The organism is Pseudomonas sp. SCB32 (assembly GCF_009189165.1).
Lineage (GTDB): Bacteria > Pseudomonadota > Gammaproteobacteria > Pseudomonadales > Pseudomonadaceae > Pseudomonas.
Map to the genome: position 1 here is coordinate 1,851,134 of NZ_CP045118.1, position 24,523 is coordinate 1,875,656.

At 64.4% G+C, this 24,523-nt stretch carries 23 protein-coding genes and 4 tRNA genes; 24 read left to right on the plus strand and 3 right to left on the minus strand.

The window, feature by feature from the left end:
• The first annotated feature begins 24 nt into the window (after positions 1-24).
• The 20 genes from GA645_RS08765 to GA645_RS08860 all read left to right on the plus strand — a co-directional run bounded on the left by GA645_RS08765 (position 25) and on the right by GA645_RS08860 (position 19,612).
• Complete coding sequence (locus GA645_RS08765) at positions 25-804, plus strand: ABC transporter substrate-binding protein (RefSeq protein WP_152221869.1); 780 nt, start codon at positions 25-27, stop codon at positions 802-804.
• Between the two features lie 142 nt (positions 805-946).
• Entirely contained in the window at positions 947-1,636 is a 690-nt protein-coding gene (locus tag GA645_RS08770; protein WP_152221871.1) for an ABC transporter permease, read from the plus strand.
• 16 nt (positions 1,637-1,652) lie between these two features.
• The gene (locus GA645_RS08775; RefSeq protein ID WP_152221873.1) at positions 1,653-2,351 is read left to right on the plus strand and encodes an ABC transporter permease; all 699 of its coding nucleotides are present in this window, start codon (positions 1,653-1,655) and stop codon (positions 2,349-2,351) included.
• Between the two features lie 10 nt (positions 2,352-2,361).
• On the plus strand, positions 2,362-3,474 hold the full coding sequence (locus GA645_RS08780) for a succinylglutamate desuccinylase/aspartoacylase family protein (RefSeq protein WP_152221875.1): 1,113 nt from the start codon (positions 2,362-2,364) through the stop codon (positions 3,472-3,474).
• A 17-nt stretch (positions 3,475-3,491) separates the two neighbouring features.
• Positions 3,492-4,256 carry an arginine/ornithine transport ATP-binding protein AotP gene (gene aotP, locus GA645_RS08785; protein ID WP_152221877.1) on the plus strand — a complete coding sequence of 255 codons (765 nt, stop codon included), beginning with the start codon at positions 3,492-3,494 and terminating at the stop codon, positions 4,254-4,256.
• A gap of 35 nt (positions 4,257-4,291) precedes the next feature.
• A complete protein-coding gene (gene argR / locus GA645_RS08790; RefSeq protein ID WP_152221879.1) occupies positions 4,292-5,275 on the plus strand; it encodes a transcriptional regulator ArgR in 984 nt (327 codons plus the stop codon).
• 431 nt (positions 5,276-5,706) lie between these two features.
• Complete coding sequence (locus GA645_RS08795) at positions 5,707-6,927, plus strand: aspartate aminotransferase family protein (RefSeq protein ID WP_152221881.1); 1,221 nt, start codon at positions 5,707-5,709, stop codon at positions 6,925-6,927.
• A 153-nt stretch (positions 6,928-7,080) separates the two neighbouring features.
• Positions 7,081-8,097, plus strand: a complete 1,017-nt coding sequence (aruF, locus tag GA645_RS08800) for an arginine/ornithine succinyltransferase subunit alpha (protein WP_152221883.1) — start codon at positions 7,081-7,083, stop codon at positions 8,095-8,097.
• A gap of 11 nt (positions 8,098-8,108) precedes the next feature.
• The gene (astA, locus tag GA645_RS08805) at positions 8,109-9,128 is read left to right on the plus strand and encodes an arginine N-succinyltransferase (protein ID WP_152221886.1); all 1,020 of its coding nucleotides are present in this window, start codon (positions 8,109-8,111) and stop codon (positions 9,126-9,128) included.
• 25 nt (positions 9,129-9,153) lie between these two features.
• Positions 9,154-10,620, plus strand: coding sequence for a succinylglutamate-semialdehyde dehydrogenase (gene astD / locus GA645_RS08810; RefSeq protein WP_152221887.1), 1,467 nt, complete (start codon positions 9,154-9,156; stop codon positions 10,618-10,620).
• Positions 10,620-11,966, plus strand: a complete 1,347-nt coding sequence (gene astB / locus GA645_RS08815) for an N-succinylarginine dihydrolase (protein WP_152221889.1) — start codon at positions 10,620-10,622, stop codon at positions 11,964-11,966. Before astD ends, astB begins: the two co-directional genes overlap by 1 nt.
• Positions 11,967-11,975: 9 nt before the next feature.
• Entirely contained in the window at positions 11,976-12,257 is a 282-nt protein-coding gene (locus tag GA645_RS08820; RefSeq protein WP_152221891.1) for a GTPase, read from the plus strand.
• 50 nt (positions 12,258-12,307) lie between these two features.
• Positions 12,308-13,306: a succinylglutamate desuccinylase gene (gene astE, locus GA645_RS08825; RefSeq protein ID WP_152221893.1), complete on the plus strand. Its 999-nt coding sequence runs from the start codon at positions 12,308-12,310 to the stop codon at positions 13,304-13,306.
• 335 nt (positions 13,307-13,641) lie between these two features.
• Positions 13,642-14,646, plus strand: coding sequence for a low-specificity L-threonine aldolase (ltaE, locus tag GA645_RS08830; protein ID WP_152221895.1), 1,005 nt, complete (start codon positions 13,642-13,644; stop codon positions 14,644-14,646).
• Positions 14,647-14,768: 122 nt separating this feature from the next.
• Positions 14,769-17,393, plus strand: a complete 2,625-nt coding sequence (gene alaS, locus GA645_RS08835) for an alanine--tRNA ligase (RefSeq protein ID WP_152221897.1) — start codon at positions 14,769-14,771, stop codon at positions 17,391-17,393.
• Between the two features lie 101 nt (positions 17,394-17,494).
• On the plus strand, positions 17,495-18,730 hold the full coding sequence (locus tag GA645_RS08840) for an aspartate kinase (RefSeq protein ID WP_152221899.1): 1,236 nt from the start codon (positions 17,495-17,497) through the stop codon (positions 18,728-18,730).
• A gap of 184 nt (positions 18,731-18,914) precedes the next feature.
• Entirely contained in the window at positions 18,915-19,100 is a 186-nt protein-coding gene (gene csrA / locus GA645_RS08845) for a carbon storage regulator CsrA (RefSeq protein WP_003085981.1), read from the plus strand.
• A 60-nt stretch (positions 19,101-19,160) separates the two neighbouring features.
• A tRNA-Ser gene (locus GA645_RS08850) sits at positions 19,161-19,251 on the plus strand.
• Positions 19,252-19,360: 109 nt separating this feature from the next.
• A tRNA-Arg gene (locus GA645_RS08855) sits at positions 19,361-19,437 on the plus strand.
• Between the two features lie 98 nt (positions 19,438-19,535).
• A tRNA-Arg gene (locus GA645_RS08860) sits at positions 19,536-19,612 on the plus strand.
• 68 nt (positions 19,613-19,680) lie between these two features.
• Here the strand turns inward: GA645_RS08860 and bamE are convergent.
• Positions 19,681-20,205, minus strand: a complete 525-nt coding sequence (gene bamE / locus GA645_RS08865; protein ID WP_152221901.1) for an outer membrane protein assembly factor BamE — start codon at positions 20,203-20,205, stop codon at positions 19,681-19,683.
• Between the two features lie 322 nt (positions 20,206-20,527).
• Here bamE and mgtE point away from each other — a divergent pair, with 322 nt between their 5' ends.
• Positions 20,528-21,970: a magnesium transporter gene (gene mgtE, locus GA645_RS08870; protein ID WP_152221903.1), complete on the plus strand. Its 1,443-nt coding sequence runs from the start codon at positions 20,528-20,530 to the stop codon at positions 21,968-21,970.
• A gap of 122 nt (positions 21,971-22,092) precedes the next feature.
• On the opposite strand, the gene amrZ is transcribed toward mgtE, so the two are convergent.
• Positions 22,093-22,425, minus strand: coding sequence for a transcriptional regulator AmrZ (gene amrZ, locus GA645_RS08875; protein WP_015476477.1), 333 nt, complete (start codon positions 22,423-22,425; stop codon positions 22,093-22,095).
• Positions 22,426-22,892: 467 nt separating this feature from the next.
• Here amrZ and phnN point away from each other — a divergent pair, with 467 nt between their 5' ends.
• Positions 22,893-23,456, plus strand: a complete 564-nt coding sequence (gene phnN, locus GA645_RS08880) for a phosphonate metabolism protein/1,5-bisphosphokinase (PRPP-forming) PhnN (protein ID WP_152221905.1) — start codon at positions 22,893-22,895, stop codon at positions 23,454-23,456.
• 3 nt (positions 23,457-23,459) lie between these two features.
• Here the strand turns inward: phnN and GA645_RS08885 are convergent, their stop codons facing one another.
• Positions 23,460-23,945 (minus strand): GNAT family N-acetyltransferase, encoded by a 486-nt coding sequence (locus GA645_RS08885; RefSeq protein WP_152221907.1) that lies wholly within the window; start codon positions 23,943-23,945, stop codon positions 23,460-23,462.
• A 93-nt stretch (positions 23,946-24,038) separates the two neighbouring features.
• Between GA645_RS08885 and GA645_RS08890 the strand changes: the two genes are divergently transcribed.
• Both GA645_RS08890 and GA645_RS08895 read left to right on the plus strand, forming a co-directional pair.
• Positions 24,039-24,115, plus strand: a tRNA-Arg gene (locus tag GA645_RS08890).
• Between the two features lie 90 nt (positions 24,116-24,205).
• Positions 24,206-24,505, plus strand: coding sequence for a YceK/YidQ family lipoprotein (locus GA645_RS08895; protein WP_152221909.1), 300 nt, complete (start codon positions 24,206-24,208; stop codon positions 24,503-24,505).
• Positions 24,506-24,523: the final 18 nt, after the last annotated feature.

A 24,523-nucleotide genomic window follows, 5' to 3' on the forward strand; every position in this document is an offset into this window, starting at 1 on the left:
GTCTTACCCTCGAAGGAGTTACTGATGAAGAAGTTTGCACTTCTCGGTGCGCTGGCCCTGTCCGCGCTTTCCCTGGTTGCCCACGCTGACGACAAGCCTGTCCGCATCGGCATCGAAGCCGGTTACCCGCCGTTCTCCTTCAAGACGCCCGATGGCAAGCTCGCCGGTTTCGACGTGGATATCGGCAACGCCCTGTGCGAAGAGATGAAGGTCAAGTGCACCTGGGTCGAGCAGGAATTCGACGGCCTGATCCCGGCACTGAAGGTTCGCAAGATCGACGCCATCCTCTCGTCCATGACCATCACCGATGAGCGCAAGAAGTCCGTCGACTTCACCAACAAGTACTACCACACCCCCGCGCGTTTCGTGATGAAGGAAGGCGCGACTCTGAACGATCCGCTGGCGGACCTGAAGGGCAAGAAGGTCGGTGTGCTGCGCGCCAGCGTGCATGACCGCTACGCCACCGACGTACTGGCCCCGGCCGGCATCGAAGTGGTGCGCTACGGCTCCCAGCAGGAAGCCAACATGGACCTGGTCTCCGGCCGCATCGACGCGACCATGGCTGACTCGGTCAACCTCGACGACGGCTTCCTCAAGACCGATGCCGGCAAGGGCTACGCCTTCGTAGGCCCGGAATACAACGATCCGAAGTACTTCGGTGGTGGCGCCGGCATCGCCGTGCGCAAGGGTGATACCGCCCTGGTCGAGAAATTCAACGCGGCCATCGCCGGCATCCGTGCCAACGGCAAGTACAAGCAAGTACAGGACAAGTACTTCAAGTTCGACGTCTACGGCGGGAACTGATCAACGTCCACGAAAGTGGCGCAAACCCGGGTCCTTTCCTGAAGTTTGTGCCACTTTTTTATTGGGTGCGATCCCGCGTCGGGTGATCGCCCTGCAGCGTCCGTGCGGTTGCGGACGGCGTCCGATCCAGAGGTACGAAACTATGTTCAATGGCTACGGAGCCACCATCGTCGATGGTGCCTGGCTGACGCTTCAGCTGTCGTTGCTGTCGATGGCCCTGGCGATCGCGCTGGGACTGCTCGGTGCCGCCATCCGCCTGTCGCCGGTAAAGTGGCTGGCCTGGTGTGGCGACCTCTATGCCACCGTGATCCGTGGCGTGCCGGACCTGGTTCTGATCCTGCTGATCTTCTACGGCGGCCAGGCTGCGGTGAACTGGGTCGCGCCCATGGTCGGCTATGAGGACTACATCGACCTCAACCCCTTCGCCTCTGGCGTCGGCACCCTGGGCTTCATCTTTGGCGCCTACCTGTCCGAGACCTTCCGTGGCGCCTTCATGGCCATCCCGAAAGGGCAGGGCGAGGCCGGCTTTGCGTACGGCATGAGCCCGCTTCAGGTGTTCTTCCGCATCCAGGTGCCACAGATGATCCGCCTGGCCATCCCCGGCTTCACCAACAACTGGCTGGTGCTGGTCAAGGCCACCGCGCTGATCTCCGTGGTCGGCCTGCAGGACATGATGTTCAAGGCCAAGCAGGCCTCGGACGCGACCCGCGAACCCTTCACCTACTTCCTCGCCGTGGCGGCGCTGTACCTGGTGGTCACCACCGTCTCCCTGGTACTGCTGCGCATGCTCGAACGCCGCTATTCGGTCGGCGTGAAAGTCGCCGAGCTTTGAGACAGGGAGCCTGATCATGATTTTCGACTTCTCCGTCATCTGGGACAGCCTGCCGCTCTACTTCAACGGCCTGCTGGTGACCCTCAAGCTGCTGGCGATCTCGCTGTTCTTCGGCCTCGTGGCGGCGGTGCCGCTGGCGCTGATGCGCTGCTCGAAGAGCCCGGCGGTGAACCTGCCGGCCTGGCTTTACACTTACGTGATCCGCGGCACTCCGATGCTGGTGCAGCTGTTCCTCATCTACTACGGCCTGGCACAGTTCGAGTTCGTGCGTGAAAGCGCGATGTGGCCGCTGCTGTCCAACGCCACCTTCTGCGCCTGTGCCGCGTTCGCCATCAACACCAGCGCCTACACCGCCGAGATTCTCGCCGGCAGCATTCGCGCGACTCCGCATGGCGAGATCGAGGCGGCCAAGGCCATGGGCATGTCACGGATCAAGATGTACCGCCGCATCCTGTTGCCCTCGGCCCTGCGCCGCGCGCTGCCGCAGTACAGCAACGAAGTGATCATGATGCTGCAGACCACCAGCCTGGCCTCCATCGTCACCCTGGTGGACATCACCGGCGCCGCGCGCACCGTGTACTCGCAGTACTACCTGCCGTTCGAGGCCTTCATCACCGCTGGCATCTTCTACCTGATCATGACCTTCACCCTGGTGCGCCTGTTCAAGGCGGCCGAGCGCCGCTGGCTGGCTTATCTTGCGCCGCGCAAGCACTGAGGAGTCGACTGTGGAACGTATCGATCATCAACTGCCGTGGAGCAGCCTGGGTAGCGAGCGCCGCCTGAGCGTGTTCCGCTACGGCAAGGGCCCGCGCAAGGTCTACATCCAGTCCAGCCTGCACGCCGACGAGCTGCCGGGCATGCGCACCGCCTGGGAACTCAAGCAGCGCCTGGCCGACCTCGAGTCGCGCGGGCAGTTGAACTGCGTTGTCGAGCTGGTACCGGTGGCCAACCCCATCGGCCTGGGGCAGACCCTGCAAGCCAGCCACCTGGGCCGTTTCGAGTTCGGCAGCGGGAAGAACTTCAACCGCGATTTCGTCGAGCTCTCCGCGCTGGTGGCCGAGCGTGTCGGCGACAAACTGGGTGCCGATGAAGCCGCCAACGTCGAGCTGATTCGCCAGGTCATGCGTGACGGCCTCGATGCACTGCCGCCGGCCTCGTCCGAGCTGCAGGGCATGCAGCGCATCCTGCTGCGCCACGCCTGCGACGCCGACGTGGTGCTCGACCTGCACTGCGACTTCGACGCCGCCATCCATGTCTACGCGATCCCGCAGCACTGGCCGCGCTGGAAATCCCTGGCTGCGCGCCTGAAAGCTGGCGTCGCGCTGCTCGCCGAAGATTCCGGCGGCAGCTCTTTCGACGAATCCTGCTCGCTGCCCTGGCTGCGCCTGTCCCAGGCCTTCCCGCAGGCGGCGATTCCGCTGGCGTGCCTGGCGACCACTGTGGAGCTGGGCGGCGTGGCTGATACCCGCGTCGACCAGGCCCAGGCCAATGCCGAAGCCATCCTCGGCTTCCTCGCCGAGCAGGGCCTGATCGACGGCGACTGGCCGGCGGCCCCGGCTGAATGCTGCGAAGGCATGCCCTTCGAAGGCACCGAATACCTCCACGCGCCCCATGCGGGTGTCGTGAGCTTCCTGCGCAAGGCGGGGGAGTGGGTGGAGAAGGGCGACGCGCTGTTCGAGGTGGTCGACCCGCTGAACGACAAGGTCAGCACCGTTTGTGCCGGGACTTCCGGCGTGCTGTTCGCCATCGAGCGTGGGCGCTACGCCCAGCCAGGGCTTTGGCTGGCCAAGGTGGCCGGGCGTGAGCCGTTCCGCAAGGGCCGGCTGATCAACGACTGAATTCGAGAACCGACACCATGTACAAACTGGAAATCCAGGACCTGCACAAGCGCTATGGCAGCCACGAGGTGCTCAAGGGCGTCTCCCTGGCGGCGAAAGCGGGCGACGTGATCAGCATCATCGGCTCCTCCGGCTCGGGCAAGAGTACCTTCCTGCGCTGCATCAACCTGCTGGAGCAGCCCCACGCCGGCAAGATCCTGCTCAACGGCGAAGAGCTCAAGCTCGTGCCGAACAAGGACGGCGCACTCAAGGCCGCTGACGCCAAGCAGCTGCAGCGCATGCGCTCGCGCCTGTCGATGGTGTTCCAGCACTTCAACCTGTGGTCGCACATGAGCGCCCTGGAAAACGTCATCGAAGCGCCGGTCCACGTGCTGGGCGTGTCGAAGAAAGAGGCGCTGGAGAAGGCCGAGCACTACCTGGCGAAAGTCGGCGTGGCGCACCGCAAGGATGCCTATCCCGCGCACATGTCCGGCGGTGAGCAGCAGCGCGTGGCCATCGCCCGTGCCCTGGCGGTCGAGCCGGAAGTCATGCTGTTCGACGAGCCGACCTCGGCGCTCGACCCTGAGCTGGTCGGTGAAGTGCTGCGCGTGATGCAGGACCTGGCCCAGGAAGGCCGTACCATGGTGGTCGTGACCCACGAGATGGGCTTTGCCCGCGAGGTCTCCAACCAGCTGGTGTTCCTCCACAAGGGCCTGGTGGAAGAGGCGGGCTGCCCGAAGGAAGTCCTCGTCAATCCGCAATCGGAACGCCTCAAGCAGTTCCTTTCCGGCAGCTTGAAGTAAGCTGTCTGTCATCGTCGCCTGGGTGATCTAGCCGCATGACTGCACAACGCATCGGATTCCTCCTCTGGCCGCACACCCGTGCGCTGACTCTGGCGCTGGCCGAGGAGGCCCTGCGGGTCGCCCGCCGGCTGCATCCGGAGGCGCTCTACGATCCGGTGTTCATGAGCGCCGAAACGGTCGCCGAGGCCGACGGCTGGCGCCTGCCGGGTCAACCCTGGGCGGGGGCGCTGGAGCAGTGCCAGCGCATCTTCCTGGTCGCCGACGAGGTTCCCCAGGCGGTTTCCGCGCCGCTGGCCGCTGCGCTCAAGCAGCTGTCGCGCAGCGGCGTGAGCATCGGCGCACTGTCCGCCGGCATCTACCCGCTGGCGCAGCTCGGCCTGCTCGATGGTTACCGCGCTGCCGTGCACTGGCGCTGGCACGACGACTTTACCGAGCGTTATCCCAAGGTCATCGCTACCAATCACCTGTTCGAATGGGACCGTGATCGCCTCAGCGCCTGCGGTGGCATGGCTGTGCTTGACCTGCTGCTGGCCGTGCTGTCCCGTGACCACGGGGCAGAGCTGGCTGGCGCGGTATCCGAGGAACTGGTGGTGGAGCGCATCCGCGAAGGCTCCGAACGCCAGCGCATCCCGCTGAAGAACCGCCTCGGTTCCAGCCATCCGAAGCTCACCCAGGCGGTGCTGCTGATGGAGGCGAACATCGAGGAACCGCTGACCACCGACGAGATCGCCCAGCACGTGTGTGTCTCGCGCCGCCAGCTGGAGCGCATCTTCAAGCAGTACCTGACTCGTGTGCCCAGCCAGTACTACCTGGAGCTGCGCCTGAACCGCGCGCGGCAGATGCTCATGCAGACCAGCAAGTCGATCATCCAGATCGGCCTGTCCTGCGGCTTCTCCAGCGGTCCGCACTTCTCCAGCGCTTACCGCAACTTCTTCGGCGTGACCCCGCGCGAAGACCGCAACCAGCGCCGTGGGCAGGGCGCCGCCGAGGCCGCCCCGGTCGTCGCCGAGCGCGGCTGACGCCGCGCTTTTCGTAGGGCGAATAACCTGGAACAGGTTATCCGCCGCTGTGGTCACGGCGGATAACGCTGGCGCGTTATGCGCCCTACGGAGCTGCCCTTCGTAGGAGCGAGCTTGCTCGCGAACGATCCTGCCGGATGCGCCGGCGTAAAGCGGTTCGCGAGCAAGCTCGCTCCTGCAATGAAAGCTCTTCCCGCCTTATTCCTTTTCCCCTCGTTCGCCACGCGAACAAATTCCACTCCCCCTTGTACCCGCAGCAGGCGGCAAGCCTTACACTGCGCCTTCCCGACGCTTTCTGTCGCATTTCCGTAAAGCTCGGCAATCCGTGGGTTGGCGCTATAACAAGTTGTCGCATGGCGGCAATGCCGACCCGACAATCGTCCCTACAATCCTTCCATCGATAGCCGCCTCTACCAGGCAGGAGAACACCGATGTCCGCTCCGCACGCTCAGGTCCAACGTTCCGATTTCGACCAGGTCATGGTGCCCAACTATTCGCCGGCCGCCTTCATTCCGGTGCGTGGCGAGGGTTCCCGAGTCTGGGATCAGAGCGGCCGAGAGCTGATCGACTTCGCCGGCGGCATCGCAGTGAACTCCCTGGGCCATGCCCACCCGGCGCTGATGAAAGCGCTGACCGAACAGGCGGGCAAGATCTGGCACGTCTCCAACGTGTTCACCAACGAACCGGCCCTGCGCCTGGCCAGGAAGCTGATCGATTCGACCTTCGCCGAGCGCGTGTTCTTCGCCAACTCCGGCGCCGAGGCCAACGAGGCTGCGCTGAAGCTGGCTCGTCGTTATGCCCACGACGTCTACGGCCCCGAGAAGTACGAGATCATCTCGATGGTCAACAGCTTCCATGGCCGTACCCTGTTCACCGTCAACGTCGGTGGCCAGGCCAAGTACTCCGACGGTTTCGGCCCGAAAGTGCAGGGCATCACCCACATTCCGTTCAACGACCTGGACGCGCTGAAGGCCGCCATCTCCGACAAGACCTGCGCGGTGATCATCGAGCCGGTACAGGGCGAGAGCGGTGTGCTGCCGGCCGACCAGGCCTATCTGGAAGGTGTGCGCAAGCTGTGCGACGAGAACAACGCACTGCTGATCTTCGACGAAGTGCAGAGCGGTTTCGGCCGTATCGGCTACCTCTATGCCCACCAGTACTACGGCGTTAACCCGGACATCCTGTCCAGCGCCAAGGGCCTGGGCGGCGGCTTCCCGATCGGCGCCATGCTGACCACCGCGAAGATCGCCGAGCACCTGGTCGTCGGCACCCACGGCACCACCTATGGCGGTAACCCGCTGGCCTGCGCCGTCGCTGGCGCCGCCTTCGACGTGATCAACACCCCTGAAGTGCTCGAAGGCGTGAAAGCCAAGCACGAGCGCTTCAAGGTCCGCCTGGAGAAGATGGCCGCCGAGTACGGAATCTTCACCCAGGTGCGCGGCATGGGCATGCTGATCGGCGCCGTGCTGGCCGACGCCTGGAAGGGCAAGGCCAAGGACGTGCTGAACGCCGCCGAGAAAGAAGCCGTGATGGTCCTGCAGGCCGGCCCGGACGTGGTGCGCTTCGCGCCCAGCCTGGTGATCCCCGATGCGGACATCGACGAAGGCCTGGATCGCCTGGAACGCGCCATCGCCAAGCTGACCCGCGGCTAAACACCTGCGACTAAGCTGAATCAGCGGCGAAGCGATTTCGCCGCTCACCGGCCGGGATGCTCCGGCCGGTCTTCCGAATGCCCTGGTGAGTGCGGCACAGGCTGTGTCGCGCCCACGAATCATGAACTTTTGTCTGGTTAGAGGAGTGACGCCATGCTGGTGATGCGCCCCGCCCAAGTGGCCGACCTGCAGCAAGTGCAGCGTCTCGCCGCGGACAGCCCGGTCGGCGTCACGTCGCTGCCGGACGACGCGGAACGCCTGCGGGAAAAGATCCTTGCCTCGGAGGCCTCGTTCGCCGCCGAAGTGAGCTTCAACGGTGAAGAGAGCTATTTCTTCGTGCTGGAAGACAGCGTCAGCGGCCGCCTGGTCGGCTGCTCGGCGATTGTCGCCTCGGCCGGCTTCTCCGAGCCGTTCTACAGCTTCCGCAACGAGACCTTCGTGCACGCTTCCCGCGAGCTGAAGATCCACAACAAAATCCACGTCCTCTCGCTGTGCCATGACCTCACCGGCAACAGCCTGCTGACCAGCTTCTACGTCGAGCGCGACCTGGTGAACACGCCGGTCGCCGAGCTCAACTCCCGTGGCCGCCTGCTGTTCATGGCCAGCCATCCGGAGCGCTTCGCCGAGGCTGTGGTGGTGGAGATCGTCGGCTACAGCGACGACCAGGGCCAGTCGCCGTTCTGGAACGCCATCGGCCGCAACTTCTTCGACCTCGACTACTCCGCGGCCGAGAAACTCTCGGGCCTCAAGAGCCGTACCTTCCTCGCCGAGCTGATGCCGCACTACCCGATCTACGTGCCGCTGCTGCCGGACGAGGCGCAGGAGTCCATGGGCCAGGTGCACCCGCGAGCGCAGATCACCTTCGACATCCTGATGCGCGACGGCTTCGAGTCCGACAACTACATCGACATCTTCGACGGCGGCCCGACCCTGCACGCGCCGATCTCCAGCATCCGCTCCATCTCCCAGAGCCGGCAGGTGCCGGTGCGTATCGGTGAGGGCGGCAAGGGGAATCGCGGCTACCTGGTGACCAATGGCCAGCTGCAGGACTTCCGCGCCATCGTCGCCGAACTCGACTGGGCACCCGGCAAGCCGGTGACCCTGAACCAGGAAGCCGCCGACGCCCTGGGCGTCGGCGAAGGCGCCAGCGTGCGCCTGGTCGCGATCTGAGGGGAGAGAGCATGATCGTCCGTCCCGTAACCAGCGCCGACCTTCCGGCCCTGTTCGACCTGGCCCGCAGCACCGGCACCGGCCTGACCACTCTGCCGGCCAACGAGCAGCGCCTGCAGCACCGCGTCAACTGGGCCGAGAAGGCCTTCCGTGGCGAGGCCGAACGTGCCGACGCCGACTACCTGTTCGTCCTCGAGGATGACAACGGCAAGGTGGTAGGGATTTCCGCCGTGGCCGGCGCCGTCGGCCTGCGCGAGCCCTGGTACAACTACCGCGTCGGCCTGACCGTCAGCGCGTCCCAGGAGCTGGGCATCCACCGCGAGATTCCCACCCTGTTCCTGGCCAACGATCTCACCGGGCAGTCCGAGCTGTGCTCGCTGTTCCTGCATGCCGACCACCGCACCGGCCTCAACGGTCGCCTGCTGTCCAAGGCGCGCTTCCTGTTCATCGCCGAGTTCCGCGAACTCTTCGGTGACAAGGTGATCGCCGAGATGCGTGGCATGTCCGACAGCGAAGGCCGCTCGCCGTTCTGGGAGAGCCTGGGCCGGCACTTTTTCAAGATGGAATTCAGCCAGGCCGATTACCTGACCGGCGTGGGCAACAAGTCCTTCATCGCCGAGCTGATGCCCAAGTTCCCGCTCTACACCTGCTTCCTCTCGGAAGAGGCGCGCGCGGTGATCGGTCGCGTGCACCCGGATACCGAACCGGCGCTGGCGATGCTCAAGGCCGAGGGCTTCAGCTACCAGGGCTACGTCGACATCTTCGACGCCGGCCCGGCCATCGAGGCGCCGACGGACAAGATCCGTCCGATCGCCGACAGCCAGACCCTGGTGCTGGCCATCGGCACACCGGGCGACGACGCCGAGCCCTTCCTGATCCACAACCGCAAGCGCGAAGAAAGCCGTATCACTGCGGCCCCGGCGCGCGTTGCCGCCGGCTCGCTGGTGGTCGACGCGCTGACCGCCAAACGCCTGCGCCTGTCCGCCGGGGCTTCGGTCCGCGCGGTGCCTCTCTCCGGAAAACGCATCTGACGCCGCGAGGCGTCAGGGGAGCCTGATGATGAATACCCACTACATTGCCGGCCAGTGGCTGGCGGGCGAAGGCGAGCCGCTGGAGTCCCTCTGCCCGGTCAGCCAGGCTGTGGTCTGGAGCGGCCGCGCCGCTTCGGCCGCGCAGGTTGGCGCCGCCGTCGCTGCCGCACGCGCTGCCTTCCCGGCCTGGGCCCGTCGCCCGGTGGAAGAGCGCATCGCCGTGCTGGAGCGCTTCGGCGCCGCCCTCAAGGCGCGTGCCGAGGAACTGGCCCGCGCCATCGGCGAGGAAACCGGCAAGCCGCTGTGGGAAGCCGCGACCGAAGTGACCAGCATGGTCAACAAGGTCGCCATCTCGGTCCAGGCCTTCCGTGAGCGTACCGGCGAGAAGAGCGGCCCGCTGGCCGACGCCACCGCCGTGCTGCGTCACAAGCCCCACGGCGTGGTCGCCGTGTTCGGCCCCTACAACTTCCCCGGCCACCTGCCCAACGGCCACATCGTGCCGGCCCTGCTGGCGGGCAACGCCGTGGTGTTCAAGCCCAGCGAGCTGACCCCCAAGGTCGCCGAGCTGACCCTGCAGGCGTGGATCGAGGCCGGCATTCCCGCCGGCGTGATCAACCTGGTGCAGGGCGCTCGCGACACCGGCGTAGCGCTGGCCGGCAACGATGACATCGACGGCCTGTTCTTCACCGGCTCCAGCCGTACCGGCAACCTCCTGCACAGCCAGTTCGGCGGTCGTCCGCAGAAGATCCTGGCGCTGGAGATGGGCGGCAACAACCCGCTGGTGGTCGATGAGGTCAAAGACGTCGACGCCGCCGTCTACACCATCATCCAGTCCGCGTTCATTTCCGCCGGCCAGCGCTGCACTTGCGCCCGCCGCCTGCTGGTGCCGCAGGGCGCCTGGGGCGACGCGCTGATCGAGCGCCTGGTGGCCGTGGCGTCGGCCATCAAGGTCGGCCGCTTCGACGAACAACCGGCGCCCTTCATGGGCTCGGTGATCTCGCTCGCCGCCGCCGAGCACCTGATCAAGGCCCAGGAGCAACTGCTGGCCAAGGGCGCCAAGCCGCTGCTGGCGATGACCCAGCCAATGGCCAACGCTGCGTTGCTGACCCCGGGCATCCTCGACGTGACCGCTGTGGCCGAGCGCCCGGACGAAGAGTTCTTCGGCCCGCTGCTGCAGGTGGTCCGCTATGCCGACTTCGACGCCGCCGTGCGCGAAGCCAACGCCACCCAGTACGGCCTGGCCGCCGGCCTGCTGTCGGATTCCCGCGAGCGCTACGAGGACTTCCTCATCGAGAGCCGCGCCGGCATCGTCAACTGGAACAAGCAACTGACCGGCGCTGCCAGCAGCGCACCGTTCGGCGGCATCGGCGCCTCGGGCAACCACCGCCCGAGCGCCTACTACGCGGCCGACTACTGTGCCTATCCGGTCGCCTCGCTGGAAAGCGAAAGCCTGAGCCTGCCTGCAACCCTGACTCCGGGAGTGAGCCTGTGATGACCGCCTATGAAATGAACTTCGATGGTCTGGTCGGACCGACGCACAACTACGGCGGCCTGTCCTATGGCAACGTCGCTTCGCAGAGCAACAGCCAGGCGGCGTCCAACCCGCGCGAAGCGGCGAAGCAGGGCCTGTCGAAGATGAAGGCGCTGATGGAGATGGGCTTCAAGCAGGGCGTGTTCGCCCCGCAGGAGCGCCCGGCCGTTGCCTCGCTGCGCGCCCTGGGCTTCTCCGGCAGCGACGCCGAGGTGATCGCCAAGGCTGCCAAGGAGGCCATGCCGCTGCTGGCCGCTACCAGCTCGGCGTCCTGCATGTGGACCGCCAACGCGGCCACGGTCAGCCCCGGCGCTGACACTGCCGATGGCCGCGTGCATTTCACTGCCGCCAACCTGAACTGCAAGTTCCACCGCTCCATCGAGCATCCGCAGACCAGTCGCATCCTTGCGGCGATGTTCAACGACGAGAAACACTTCGCCCATCACGCCGCCCTGCCGGCGGTCGCCCAGTTCGGCGACGAGGGCGCGGCCAACCACACGCGCTTCTGCAAGTCCTACGGCGAAGCTGGCGTGGAGTTCTTCGTGTTCGGCCGCAGCGCCTTCGACAGCCGCTTCCCGGCGCCGCAGCGTTACCCGGCGCGGCAGACCCTGGAAGCCTGCCAGGCGGTAGCCCGTCTGCACGGCCTGAGCGATGACGGCGTGGTCTACGCCCAGCAGAACCCGGCGGTGATCGATCAGGGCGTGTTCCACAACGACGTGATCGCGGTGGGTAACGGCGAAGTGCTGTTCCACCACGAAGATGCCTTCCTCGACACCGAGCGCGTGCTGGCCGAACTGCACGACAAGCTGGGCCGCCGTGGCGGTCGCTTCCAGGCCGTGTGCGTGCCGCGCGACCAGGTCACGGTCGAGGACGCGGTGAAGTCCTACCTGTTCAACAGCCAGCTGCTGACCCGCGCCGATGGCAGCATGCTGCTGATCGTCCCGGAGGAGTGCCGCAAGAACGAGCGCGTGTGGAACTACCTGTCGCGCCTGACCGCCGAGGACGGCCCGATCCGCGAGGTGAAGGTGTTCGACCTCAAGCAGAGCATGCAGAACGGCGGTGGCCCGGCTTGCCTGCGCTTGCGCGTGGCGCTGACCGACAGCGAACTGGCGGCGGTCAACCCGGGCGTGATCATGACCCCGACCCTGCACGACACCCTGGTCACCTGGGTCGACAAGCATTACCGCGATCGCCTGGCCGAAGCCGACCTGGCCGATCCGCAATTGCTGATGGAGTGCCGGACGGCGTTGGATGAATTGAGCCAGATCCTTAAACTGGGCTCGGTTTATCCCTTCCAGCAAAACTGAGTAACTGACATGACCGAAAGCCTCCCGCTGATTCTCGAAGACAACAAGGGCGAGCGCCGCGAGACCCACACCGCGCGCCTGGCCATCCGCCTGGAAGGGCGCGAGCTGTGGCTGGAGGCCGACGGCAAGGGCGGCCTGGTGATCTACGCCGACTCCCATGAGGACGACGCCGAGATCCCGCTGCTGGTGGTGCGCCCGCAGGCAGTGAACCAATTGGGCCTGACCCTGGAGCTGGAAGCCGCCGAAGTCCACGAACATGGTCCAGACTGTGGGTGTGACCATCACCACTGATCGCGGAGTCCACGGCCCGATCCGGCCGTGGAACTGATGGAGGCGTCCGCATGCTAGCTCTGGGCAAACTGCTCGAACTGACCCTCGCCGGCCGTGAGCCGACGGAAAAGATCCAGCTCACCGCGGACGGCACCCGTCTGCACTGGCTGGCCGAAGGCGCCCTGGAAATCAATCCGTCGACCACGCGTGACCAGGGCGGCGACCTGCTGCTCTCGGCCGGTATCCACGGCAACGAGACCGCGCCCATCGAGTTGCTCGACCGTCTGGTGCAACGCATCGCCCGTGGCGAGCTCAAGCCGGCGACGCGCATTCTCATCCTGCTGGGCAACCCCGAGGCCATGCGTCGCGGCGAACGCTACCTGGAGCAGGACATCAACCGCCTGTTCTGTGGCCGCCACGAGGAGGGCAGCGGCAACGAGGCCCTGCGCGCCTCCGAACTGGAGCGCCTGGCTGCTGCCTTCTTCGTCCGCGAAGGGCGCACCCGCCTGCACTACGACCTGCATACCGCGATTCGCGGTTCGAAGATCGAGCAGTTCGCCCTCTATCCCTGGAGCGAGGGCCGCCAGCACTCCCGCGATGAGCTGGCCCGCCTGCGCAGCGCCGGCATCGACGCGGTGCTGCTGCAGAGCAAGCCGGGTATCACCTTCAGTGCCTACACCTACAGCCATCTGGGGGCAGAGGCCTTCACTCTCGAGCTGGGCAAGGCGCGGCCGTTCGGGCAGAACCAGGCAGTCAACCTCGACCGTCTGGAAGTCATGCTGCAAGGCCTGATCCGTGGTGACGCACCGGTAGCCGATGGCGCGCAGCTCAATGGTCTGAAGCTGTTCGCCGTGTCCCGCGAGGTGATCAAGCACAGCGACCATTTCCGCCTGCACCTCGACGACGCGGTGGATAACTTCACCGAGCTGGACCAGGGCTACCTGCTGGCCGAGGACATCGGCGGCACCCGCTGGATCGTGGAGGAGCGGGGCGCACGGATCATCTTCCCCAACCCTCGGGTGAAGAACGGCCTGCGCGCCGGCATCCTTGTCGTGCCCACTGAACTCTGACACCGACAGGTCGCTGGATCCCCGCATTCGCGGGGATGACGGCCATAGGGGCGGTTGGTTTTCTCCTGTCTTTCCCGCGAACGCGGGAACCCAGAAAGCGTGGCTTGTTCCCGTACCTCCCGGCGCGTAGGGCGTATAACGCTCCGCGTCATACGCCGATTGACCTTGGTGTCAGCGTGCTCTGGGCTTGACCCGGCGCCAGTGACGGGCGTGGTGTGGCGGCATACCGCTGCGATCGGTTGTACGCTCTACGAGAGCCGTGATCCCAGACCTTGTTCCGCCTGTGGCAAGCGCTTAGCATCGGGCCTTTCCGCCTGATGCCCTAGGAGCCCGCCATGTCCCTCATCGACCTTCGCAGCGATACCGTCACCCTGCCCACCGCCGGGATGCGCGAGGCCATGGCGCGCGCCGACCTGGGCGATGACGTCTATGGCGAAGACCCCACCGTCAACCGCCTGGAAGCGACCCTGGCCGAGCGCCTGGGCTTCGCCGCCGCGCTGTTCGTGCCCACCGGCACCATGAGCAACCTGCTCGGGCTGATGGCCCATTGCGGTCGGGGCGACGAGTACATCGTCGGCCAGCAGGCGCACACCTATAAATATGAGGGCGGTGGCGCCGCCGTCCTCGGCTCCATCCAGCCGCAGCCCATTGAAGGCGAGGCCGACGGTACGCTGGACCTGGCCAGGGTCGAGGCGGCAATCAAGCAGGACGACTTCCACTTCGCCCGCACCCGTCTGCTTGCGCTGGAAAACACCATGCAGGGCAAGGTGCTGCCACAGGCTTATCTCGCCGCCGCGCGGGAAATGACCCGTCGCCGAGGCCTGGCCCTGCACCTGGACGGCGCGCGCCTGTACAACGCAGCGGTGAAGCTGGGCGTCGACGCCCGCGAGATCACCCGCCACTTCGATTCCGTTTCCGTGTGCCTGTCCAAGGGGCTGGGCGCGCCGGTGGGGTCGGTGCTGTGCGGCGACGTTGAGCTGATCGGCCGGGCGCGCCGTCTGCGCAAGATGGTCGGCGGTGGCATGCGCCAGGCCGGCGGCCTGGCAGCAGCGGGGCTGTATGCGCTGGACCATCAGGTCGAGCGCCTGGCCGAAGACCATGCCAACGCTGAGGCATTGGGGCGTGGTCTGGCTGAACTGGGCTACAGCATCGAGCTGGTGCAGACCAACATGGTCTACGTCGGCATCGGCGAGCAGGCTGGTGCGCTGGCGACTCACCTTGCTGAACGCGGCATTCGTGTCAGCCCGGCGGCGCGCCTGCGGCTGGTCACGCACCTCGACGTGAAATCGGCGGACATTCCGCGTATCGTCGAAGCTTTCGCCGCCTTTCGTCGTAACTGAGCACGCGTGAGGCGCAATAGGCGCCGTCTATCGCACAAACACACTGTACCGAGCACGCGGGGCCGATCATAATGCGGCCCTTTGCCGGCGATTTGTGGCCGCATTTTTCCGTGGAAGAATCTATGAAAAGCGCTGAAATCCGTGAAGCCTTCCTCCGCTTCTTCGAAGAGAAGGGGCACACCCGCGTAGCGTCCAGTTCGCTGATCCCCGCGAACGACCCGACCCTGCTGTTCACCAACGCAGGTATGAACCAGTTCAAGGACTGCTTCCTGGGCCTGGAAAAGCGCGCCTACACCCGCGCCACCACCAGCCAGAAGTGCGTACGCGCCGGCGGCAAGCACAACGACCTGGAAAACGTCGGCTACACCGCGCGCCACCACACCTTCTTCGAAATGCTGGGCAACTTCAGCTTCGGCGACTACTTCAAGCGCGACGCAATCACCTACGCCTGGGAATTCCTGACCTCCGACAAGTGGCTGAACCTGCCCAAGGAAAAGCTCTGGGTCACCGTCTACGCCAGCGATGACGAGGCCTACGACATCTGGACCCAGGAAGTCGGCATCCCCGCCGAGCGCATGGTCCGCATCGGCGACAACAAGGGCGCTCCCTACGCGTCGGATAACTTCTGGGCGATGGGCGACACCGGTCCCTGCGGCCCGTGCACCGAGATCTTCTTCGACCACGGCGCCGACATCTGGGGCGGCCCGCCCGGTTCGCCGGAAGAAGACGGCGACCGCTACATCGAGATCTGGAACAACGTATTCATGCAGTTCAACCGCACCGCGGACGGCGTCATGCACCCGCTGCCGGCGCCGAGCGTGGATACCGGCATGGGTCTTGAGCGCATCAGCGCCGTGCTGCAGCACGTCCACTCGAACTACGAGATCGACCTGTTCCAGAGCCTGCTGCAGGCTTCCGCTGACGCCATCGGCTGCGCCAACGACAATGCACCGTCGCTGAAAGTCGTTGCCGACCACATCCGTTCCTGCGGCTTCCTGATTGCCGACGGCGTGCTGCCGTCCAACGAAGGCCGTGGCTACGTGCTGCGCCGCATCATCCGTCGCGCCTGCCGCCACGGTAACAAGCTGGGCGCCAAGGGCACCTTCTTCCACAAGATCGTCGCCGCGCTGGTGGGCGAGATGGGCGAGGCCTTCCCGGAGCTCAAGCAGCAGCAGGCGCACATCGAGCGCGTGCTGAAGACCGAGGAAGAACAGTTCGCCAAGACCCTGGAGCAGGGCCTGAAGATCCTCGAGCAGGATCTGGCCGAGCTGAAGGGCAGCGTCATCCCCGGCAACGTGGTGTTCAAGCTGTACGACACCTACGGCTTCCCGGTCGACCTGACCAACGACATCGCCCGCGAGCGCAGCCTGACCCTCGACGAGGAAGGCTTCGAGCGCGAGATGGAGGCCCAGCGTGAGCGCGCCCGCTCCGCCAGCGCCTTCGGCATGGACTACAACAGCCTGGTGAAAGTCGACGGCGACACCCGCTTCCTCGGCTACCAGGGCGTTTCCGGTGCCGGCCAGATCATCGCGCTGTTCAAGGACGGCAAGGCCGTCGAGCAGCTGGGTGAAGGCGAGGAGGGCGTTGTCGTCCTTGACCAGACCCCGTTCTACGCCGAATCCGGCGGCCAGGTCGGCGACTGCGGTTACCTCGCCGGTGCCGGCGTGCGCTTCGACGTGCGCGACACCACCAAGGCCGGCGGCGCCCATCTGCACCACGGCGTGGTTGCCCAGGGCGGCCTGAGCGTCGGTACCGCGGTGAAGGCCGAGGTCGACGCCAGCGTGCGCCAGGCCACCGCGCTGAACCACTCGGCTACCCACCTGCTGCACTCCGCGCTGCGCCAGGTACTGGGCGATCACGTCCAGCAGAAGGGCTCGCTGGTCGATAGCCAGCGCCTGCGCTTCGACTTCAGCCACTTCGAGGCGATCAAGCCCGAGCAGCTGAAGCAGCTGGAAGACATCGTCAACCGCGAAATCCGCAAGAACTCCGAGGTCGAGACCGAGGAGACCGACATCGACACCGCCAAGGCCAAGGGCGCCACGGCGCTGTTCGGTGAGAAGTACGGCGACCAGGTTCGCGTGCTGAGCATGGGCGGCGATTTCTCCGTCGAGCTGTGTGGCGGCACCCACGTGTCCCGTACCGGCGACATCGGCCTGTTCAAGATCACCAGCGAAGGCGGCGTGGCTTCCGGCGTGCGTCGTATCGAGGCGGTCACCGGTGCTGCGGCGCTGGCCTACCTCAACGGCGCGGAAGAGCAGCTCAAGGAAGCGGCCGGCCTGATCAAGGGCAGCCGTGACAACCTGCTGGACAAGCTGTCTGGCCTGATCGAGCGCAACCGCCAGCTGGAAAAGGAGCTGGAGCAGCTCAAGGCCAAGGCCGCCAGCGCGGCCGGCGACGACCTGGCTTCCTCGGCCATCGAGGTCAGCGGCGCCAAGGTCCTCGCTGCGCGTCTCGACGGCGTGGACGGCAAGGCGCTGCTGGCGCTGGTCGACCAGCTCAAGAACAAGCTTGGCAGCGGCGTGATCCTGCTCGGTGGCGTGTTCGAGGAGAAGGTTGTGCTGGTCGCCGGCGTGACCCAGGATCTGACCGCCAAGCTCAAGGCCGGCGATCTGATGAAGCAGGCCGCTGCGGCCGTGGGTGGGAAGGGCGGTGGTCGCCCGGACATGGCCCAGGGCGGTGGCGTCGATGCCGGCAAGCTGGATGAAGCTCTGGCGCTGGCGCGTAGTTTTGTCGAACAGGGCCTCTAAGGCCCTGAAATACCGGGGCCCGCAGCGCGTCCGGCGGGCCTTGGCAGCATGCGGTGATGCATGTTAAATGGGCGCCCTTCAGGAATCAGGCGGCTTTTGAAATGGCTTTGATCGTACAGAAGTTTGGAGGGACCTCCGTCGGCACCGTCGAGCGAATCGAGCAGGTGGCCGAGAAGGTGAAGAAATTCCGTGAGGCGGGCGACGACATCGTCGTAGTGGTGTCCGCCATGAGCGGCGAGACCAATCGCCTGATTGGCCTGGCGAAACAGATCATGGACCAGCCGATCCCGCGCGAGCTGGACGTCATGGTCTCCACCGGCGAGCAGGTGACCATCGCGCTGCTGAGCATGGCGCTTATCAAGCGCGGCGTGCCGGCGGTGTCCTACACCGGCAACCAGGTGCGCATCCTGACCGACAGCTCGCACACCAAGGCGCGCATCCTGAGCATCGACGATGCCAACATCCGCGCAGATCTGAAGGCCGGCCGCGTCGTCGTGGTCGCAGGCTTCCAGGGTGTGGATGAGCACGGCAACATCACCACCCTCGGCCGTGGTGGCTCCGACACCACCGGCGTGGCCCTGGCTGCGGCGCTGAAAGCCGACGAGTGCCAGATCTACACTGATGTCGATGGTGTCTACACCACCGACCCGCGCGTAGTGCCGCAGGCGCAGCGCCTGGACAAGATCACCTTCGAGGAGATGCTGGAAATGGCCAGCCTCGGCTCCAAGGTCCTGCAGATCCGTTCGGTCGAGTTCGCCGGCAAGTACAACGTCCCGCTGCGCGTGCTGCACAGCTTCCAGGAGGGTCCGGGCACCCTCATTACCCTTGATGAAGAGGAATCCATGGAACAGCCGATCATCTCCGGCATCGCCTTCAATCGCGACGAAGCCAAGCTGACCATCCGTGGCGTACCGGATACCCCCGGCGTTGCATTCAAGATCCTTGGTCCGATCAGCGCTGCAAATATCGAAGTCGACATGATCGTGCAGAACGTGGCGCACGATAACACCACCGACTTCACCTTCACCGTGCACCGCAATGACTACCAGGCCGCCCTGGAAATCCTCAAGCAGACCGCCACCAGCATCGGTGCGCGCGAAGCTACCGGAGACACCAACATCGCCAAGGTTTCCATCGTCGGTGTCGGCATGCGCTCCCACGCCGGTGTCGCCAGCCGCATGTTCGAAGCCCTGGCCAAGGAAACCATCAACATCCAGATGATCTCCACCTCGGAAATCAAGGTGTCCGTGGTCATCGAAGAGAAGTATCTCGAGTTGGCGGTCCGTGCCCTGCACACCGCGTTCGAACTCGACGCCCCTGCCCGACAGGGCGAGTAAGGCGGGATATATCGAAAGGCGCGGCTACCCCGCGCCTTTTGTCGTTTTTGACTGGCTGACAGGAACTTTCTTTCCGGCAGGACTGGTCAATACTTGGGTGAAGGATTCGCGCACTTGATCTATACGAATCTGCCACCATTTCTTTTTTGCAGACTGCTTATCCGTTACACGTAAGGAGAAAGGAATGCTGATTCTGACTCGCCGGGTCGGAGAGACCCTGATGGTCGGTGATGACGTCACCGTGACTGTGCTGGGCGTCAAAGGAAATCAGGTGCGTATCGGTGTGAATGCACCGAAGGAAGTTGCTGTGCACCGTGAGGAAATCTACCAGCGCATCCAGAAAGAGAAAGACCAAGAACCAAACCATTAATTTTTCTAAAATTTTTCTTTGCAAACGGGGAAAACATGGATATCATGCGCCCCGTGTTGCGGAGAGGTGGCCGAGTGGCCGAAGGCGCTCCCCTGCTAAGGGAGTACACCTCAAAAGGGTGTCGGGGGTTCGAATCCCCCCCTCTCCGCCATTGCATCCTCTGGTGCGATGAGTTGTCCGGTTACGTAAGTGACTGAAAAGATTGAAAAATCTTGTTGACAGGTCAGAAAAATCGCTCTAGAATTTGCGCCCTCATCAGCGCACTCATAGCTCAGCTGGATAGAGTACTCGGCTACGAACCGAGCGGTCGGAGGTTCGAATCCTCCTGAGTGCGCCATATACGAGGCAACGTGAAAGCGGGGCTTCAGTGGCGAAAGGACTGAAAGGTCATTAGCTGCAACCAGTTGGTAAATCTGGTTAAACTTTGCCAACGACGCACTCATAGCTCAGCTGGATAGAGTACTCGGCTACGAACCGAGCGGTCGGAGGTTCGAATCCTCCTGAGTGCGCCACATACAAAAGGGCCTGCAGAAATGCAGGCCCTTTTTCTTTGCCTTCGAAAAAGTATGGGGCAGCGCATTCAACGCTTCGCCTTGCCCGTCACGCAGCCGTCCTCGTCGAAGGTCACGGTACGCGCGCCATGCTTCTTGTCCGCTTCGTAGTGATAGCGCATCGTCTCATTGTGCTGGCTGACCCTGTCGGGTCTTCCCAGGGCGCTCTCCACGTCTCCACGCGTCATTCCCGTCTTCACGCGGCCCTCGATGATCGCTTTGCGCCGTGCGCTGCCTGTGACGCGATTGCCGCAGCCATTCTGCTGTTCGCCTACGACCACGACAGCCTCGTGCGCGCCTTCCTTGCCCTGGCCTTTGCTGCGCGCCTGTGGCTTTTGTGGCGCGGACTCCTTTGGGATCGCCATCGGCACCGGATCGCCGCTGCCCGGTGTGGGATTGCTCGCTTCCTGGATATCCTGCTGCCGTTCCACAGGGCAGCCATACTGACTGAACAGCACGCTGCCATCGGCCGCAGTACAGCGGAACACCAAGGCCGCCTCGCTGGTTGGTACGAGTGAAATCAGGAGTGAACAGAGCAGGGTGGGCAGGCGCATGGATTCCTCCGTGATGGCGGGTCTGCCTGCAGCCTAGGAGTAGAAATTGTCAGTCGGAGCCGGGTGTCCTGTGGGAGCTTTCGGGCGTCGAACCGGGCAGTGATTCGGCAGTGAACTTCCGCCTGCAAGCGATTGTTCTTGCCGCGATTTTGTAACGCCTATTACACCCCGGAGTGTTATCATTTCCCGCATCTGCCCTCGATGGGCGCATGGGACACCACCATGGACTTACCCAGTAGTTACTCAGAACCCCGATTGCGTACACACGACCTGATGTATTGATCCCCTCTGGCCCGTTCTGCCACTGGGGGTGGAGCGTGCTATGACCGAAGTAGAAGCCAAGAAGCCGCAGGAAAGCCTGCAGGACCGCCTCAACCAGGTGGTCGACCTGCTGCACAAGCACAAGCTGGTGGAAGACCTGACGCACCGTCAGGAAGGCCAGCACCATGATCTCGTTGAAAACCTGGTCCACCGTCAGAATCTTGCTGAACTGCAGCGCAAGCTGGACGAGCTGCACCCGGCCGACATCGCCCATATCCTCGAATCCCTGCCTCTGGATGACCGTCTGACGGTCTGGCAGTTGGTCAAGGCCGAGCGCGACGGCGACATCCTTCTCGAAGTTTCCGATGCCGTGCGGGAAACCCTGATCGCCGACATGGACGATCACGAGATCCTCGCCGCCGCCAGGGACATGGACGCCGACGAACTCGCGGACCTGGCGCCGGAGTTGCCGCGCGACGTGGTCCACGAGCTGATGGAAAGCCTCGATGCGCAGCAGCGCGAGCGCGTGCGTTCGGCGCTGTCCTACGAAGAAGACCAGGTCGGCGCGCTGATGGACTTCGAGATGGTCACCATCCGCGACGACGTCAGCCTTGAAGTCGTACTGCGCTACCTGCGTCGACTGAAGGAGCTGCCCGGCCATACCGACAAGCTCTTCGTCGTCGACTATGACGGCGTGCTCAAGGGCGTGTTGCCGATCAAACGTCTGCTGGTGAACGATCCGGAGAAGGACGTGGCCGAGGTCATGGCCACCGACCCGGTAACCTTCACTCCCGACGAGGACGGTTATGACGCCGCCCAGGCGTTCGAACGCTATGACCTGATTTCCGCCCCGGTGGTAGACAAGAACGGCAAGCTGATCGGCCGTCTGACCATCGACGAAATGGTCGACCTGATCCGTGAGGAGAGCGAGAGCGAAGTGCTGAGCATGGCCGGTCTGCGAGAAGAAGAAGACATCTTCGCCTCGGTCTGGAAATCGGTACGTAACCGTTGGGCCTGGCTGGCCACCAACCTGGTCACCGCCTTCATCGCCTCGCGGGTGATCGGCCTCTTCGAGGGCTCCATCGAGAAGCTGGTGGCATTGGCCGCGCTGATGCCCATCGTTGCCGGTATCGGCGGCAACTCCGGCAACCAGACCATCACCATGATCGTCCGCGCCATGGCGCTGGATCAGGTGCAGGTCAGCAGTGCCAATCGCCTGCTGCGCAAGGAGCTGGGCGTGGCCCTGGTCAACGGCCTGGTGTGGGGCGGGGTGATCGGCCTGGTCGCCTTCTACCTGTACGGCAACTGGCAGCTGGGCGCCGTGATGACCGGTGCCATGACCCTGAACCTGTTGTTGTCCGCGCTGATGGGCGTGCTGATCCCGATGACCCTGCTGCGCCTGGGGCGCGATCCGGCCATGGGGTCCAGCGTGATGATCACCGCCATGACCGACAGCGGTGGCTTCTTCATCTTCCTCGGGCTGGCCACACTGTTCCTCATGTAATTCCAGTCCCGCCGAAAAGGCCGCCCGCGAGGCGGCTTTTTTGTGTCCGTTTCTTGCTCCTGGTAAACGGCAGGCATGAAAAAGCCGGCTCAAGGCCGGCTGTTTTCGGTGCTGCGTACGACTCAGGCGTCGTTCTGCGCCATCTCGGCATCGTGCGCGATCAGGGCGATCAGGGCATTCTGCTGGCGATGGGTCAGCTGGCGGAAGCGCTGCAGCAGTTCACGTTCGTGCAGGCTCAGCTCCGGGCTGTCCAGGCGAATGCCGAGATTGTCCTGCAGGGCGCCCTCCTGAAGCAGGCTCTGCTCCAGGCGCGCGATGATCTCGGAGTTCATGCTGCGATGGTGGCTGCGAGCAACTTCAGCGATGCGCTCGCGCATGCCTTCCGGCAGACGTACGACGAATTTGTCAGCGGTGCGGCTGGAGTAGGTTGGGGTTGCCTGTTTCAATGGGCGCATACATTAAACCTGTAAGTCAGGGAGGCCGATGCCATGGGTCAGCGTTCGTTCAGGCCCTTTGACAGCGATTTCCGTTGGCCGTTCAGCGCGTCGTCAACGGTTTCGAAAAAAACCAATAACTTGACGTCAAATCTGCGACATATTGTGGCGCGTGTGAAGGCCAAATGCCAGCACCAATCGTCCGAAATGCGACACTCTCGGCAGACCTGCCTTTCGATCGGTATTAGGCGACTTCAGGCCCGATGTAGACAGATTAGCCGAATTGCGGGGAGCTTCGCCGGCGCTGCGACGGGGGGCGCTATGCAGGCGCGCATGATGGCACAGTGCGCTCGGCAGGTGCAGGGGCCGGCCACGGTTGGGCTCATTTCCGTAAGCAATTTTTCTCATCTCCTACGCAGCGGACGGTATCATCCGGCCAGCGGATCAGAATCGATGTAGCGCCGAGCCGCCGGCATTTCGAGAGTTCTATGACCCCAGGCAGACTCATTTACCTGATGGGCCCTTCCGGCTCCGGCAAGGACAGCCTGTTGCAGGCCGCCAGTGTTCCCCTGGCGGCGCGGGATTGCCGGATCGTCCGGCGCGTCATCACCCGATCCGCCGAGGCGCTTGGGGAAGACGCGCATTCGGTGAGCGTCGAGGAGTTCGCCAGGCTGGAGCAGTCCGGCGCCTTCGCCATGAGCTGGCGCGCCAATGGCCTGCACTACGGCATTCCCCGTGAGATCGACGACTGGCTGTCGGCTGGCCACGATGTGCTGGTCAATGGTTCGCGCAAGTACCTGCCTGACGCGCGGCGGCGCTATCCGCGGCTGATCGCGGTGCTGCTGCGGGTCGAGCCCGAGGTGCTGCGGCAGCGACTGTTGAAGCGTGGGCGCGAGACGCTCCCGGAGATCGAGGTCCGCCTGGCCCGCAACGCCCATTTCGCCGATGGCTTGCCCGGCCCCCTGGTGGAGTTGGACAACTCGGTGTCCCTCGATGTCACCGTGGGTCATCTGCTGGACCTGCTTGATCCGCCGGATGCCGAGGCGAGCTGAGCGTCACTCCAGATGCAGCGACAGGCTGACGCCGTGGGGAGCGAAGCCCATCGCCTCATAGAAGCGATGGGCCATTTCCCGGTCCTGGTGGCTGGACAGGGCCAGCTTGTAGCAGCCCCAGCCGCTGGCCCATTCCACCGAGCGCCGGATCAGCGCCTGGCCGATGCCCTGGCCACGGGCGCGGCTATCCACCACCATGTCTTCGAGGATCGCCGAGCGCGCGAAGCCGTGGGCAATGTGCTCGATCAGGTGCAGGGTGCAGGTGCCCAACAAGGTGCCGTCGCGCTCGGCCACCAGCGTGACCCGTGACGGGCGCTGGTTGCCCAGCTCCAGCGCCAGTAGCGCGACATCCGGACTGGGCTCCCGCAGGCCCAGCTGCTGGAGCAGAGGGGCGAGTTCAGCGGCGTCGTCCGGCGTGGCGACGCGCACGTCGAAAGTGGCGAAGGGCGAATCGGGCGTCGCTTCGTGGTCCGGAGAGTTGGTGTTCACGGTATTCCTCCACAGTTGGAAAAATTATGGACCCGCCCGGTGGCAGCGGCATGACAAATTCGTCATCGCTCGTTAACATGCCGACCCGACCGTGTCCCGGTAGCTCAATTGGATAGAGCGTCCCCCTCCTAAGGGGAAGGTTGGAGGTTCGACCCCTCTCCGGGACACCAGCATGCCAAGGCCCGCACTCGCGGGCCTTTTGTTTTTGCAGGGCCGACGGGAGTGTCGGCCGCCCACGGATTGCGACAGGGAGTTCGTCGATGCACCGTTGTTTCAAGTCTGTTCTGCTGGGTTTCGCCCTCGCTCTGCTCGCGGGATGTGGAACATTGATCGCCCGTATGGATGACAAGACCCACTGGACTGATGACGACTACTTCAAAAGTACCCAGGCCAACGTCAAGCTGCTGACGGGCGAGGTGGACACCGGTTACGTTCCCGCCACTGCGTACTGCTGGATGAGTATTGTCTGTCCGGTCGTATCCATCCTGACACTGCCGGTGGACGCGGTAGTGGACGTCGTGGCGTTGCCCCATGACTATTACGCGGACCATTCGCAGTGAGCACGGGGCATTGCTGGC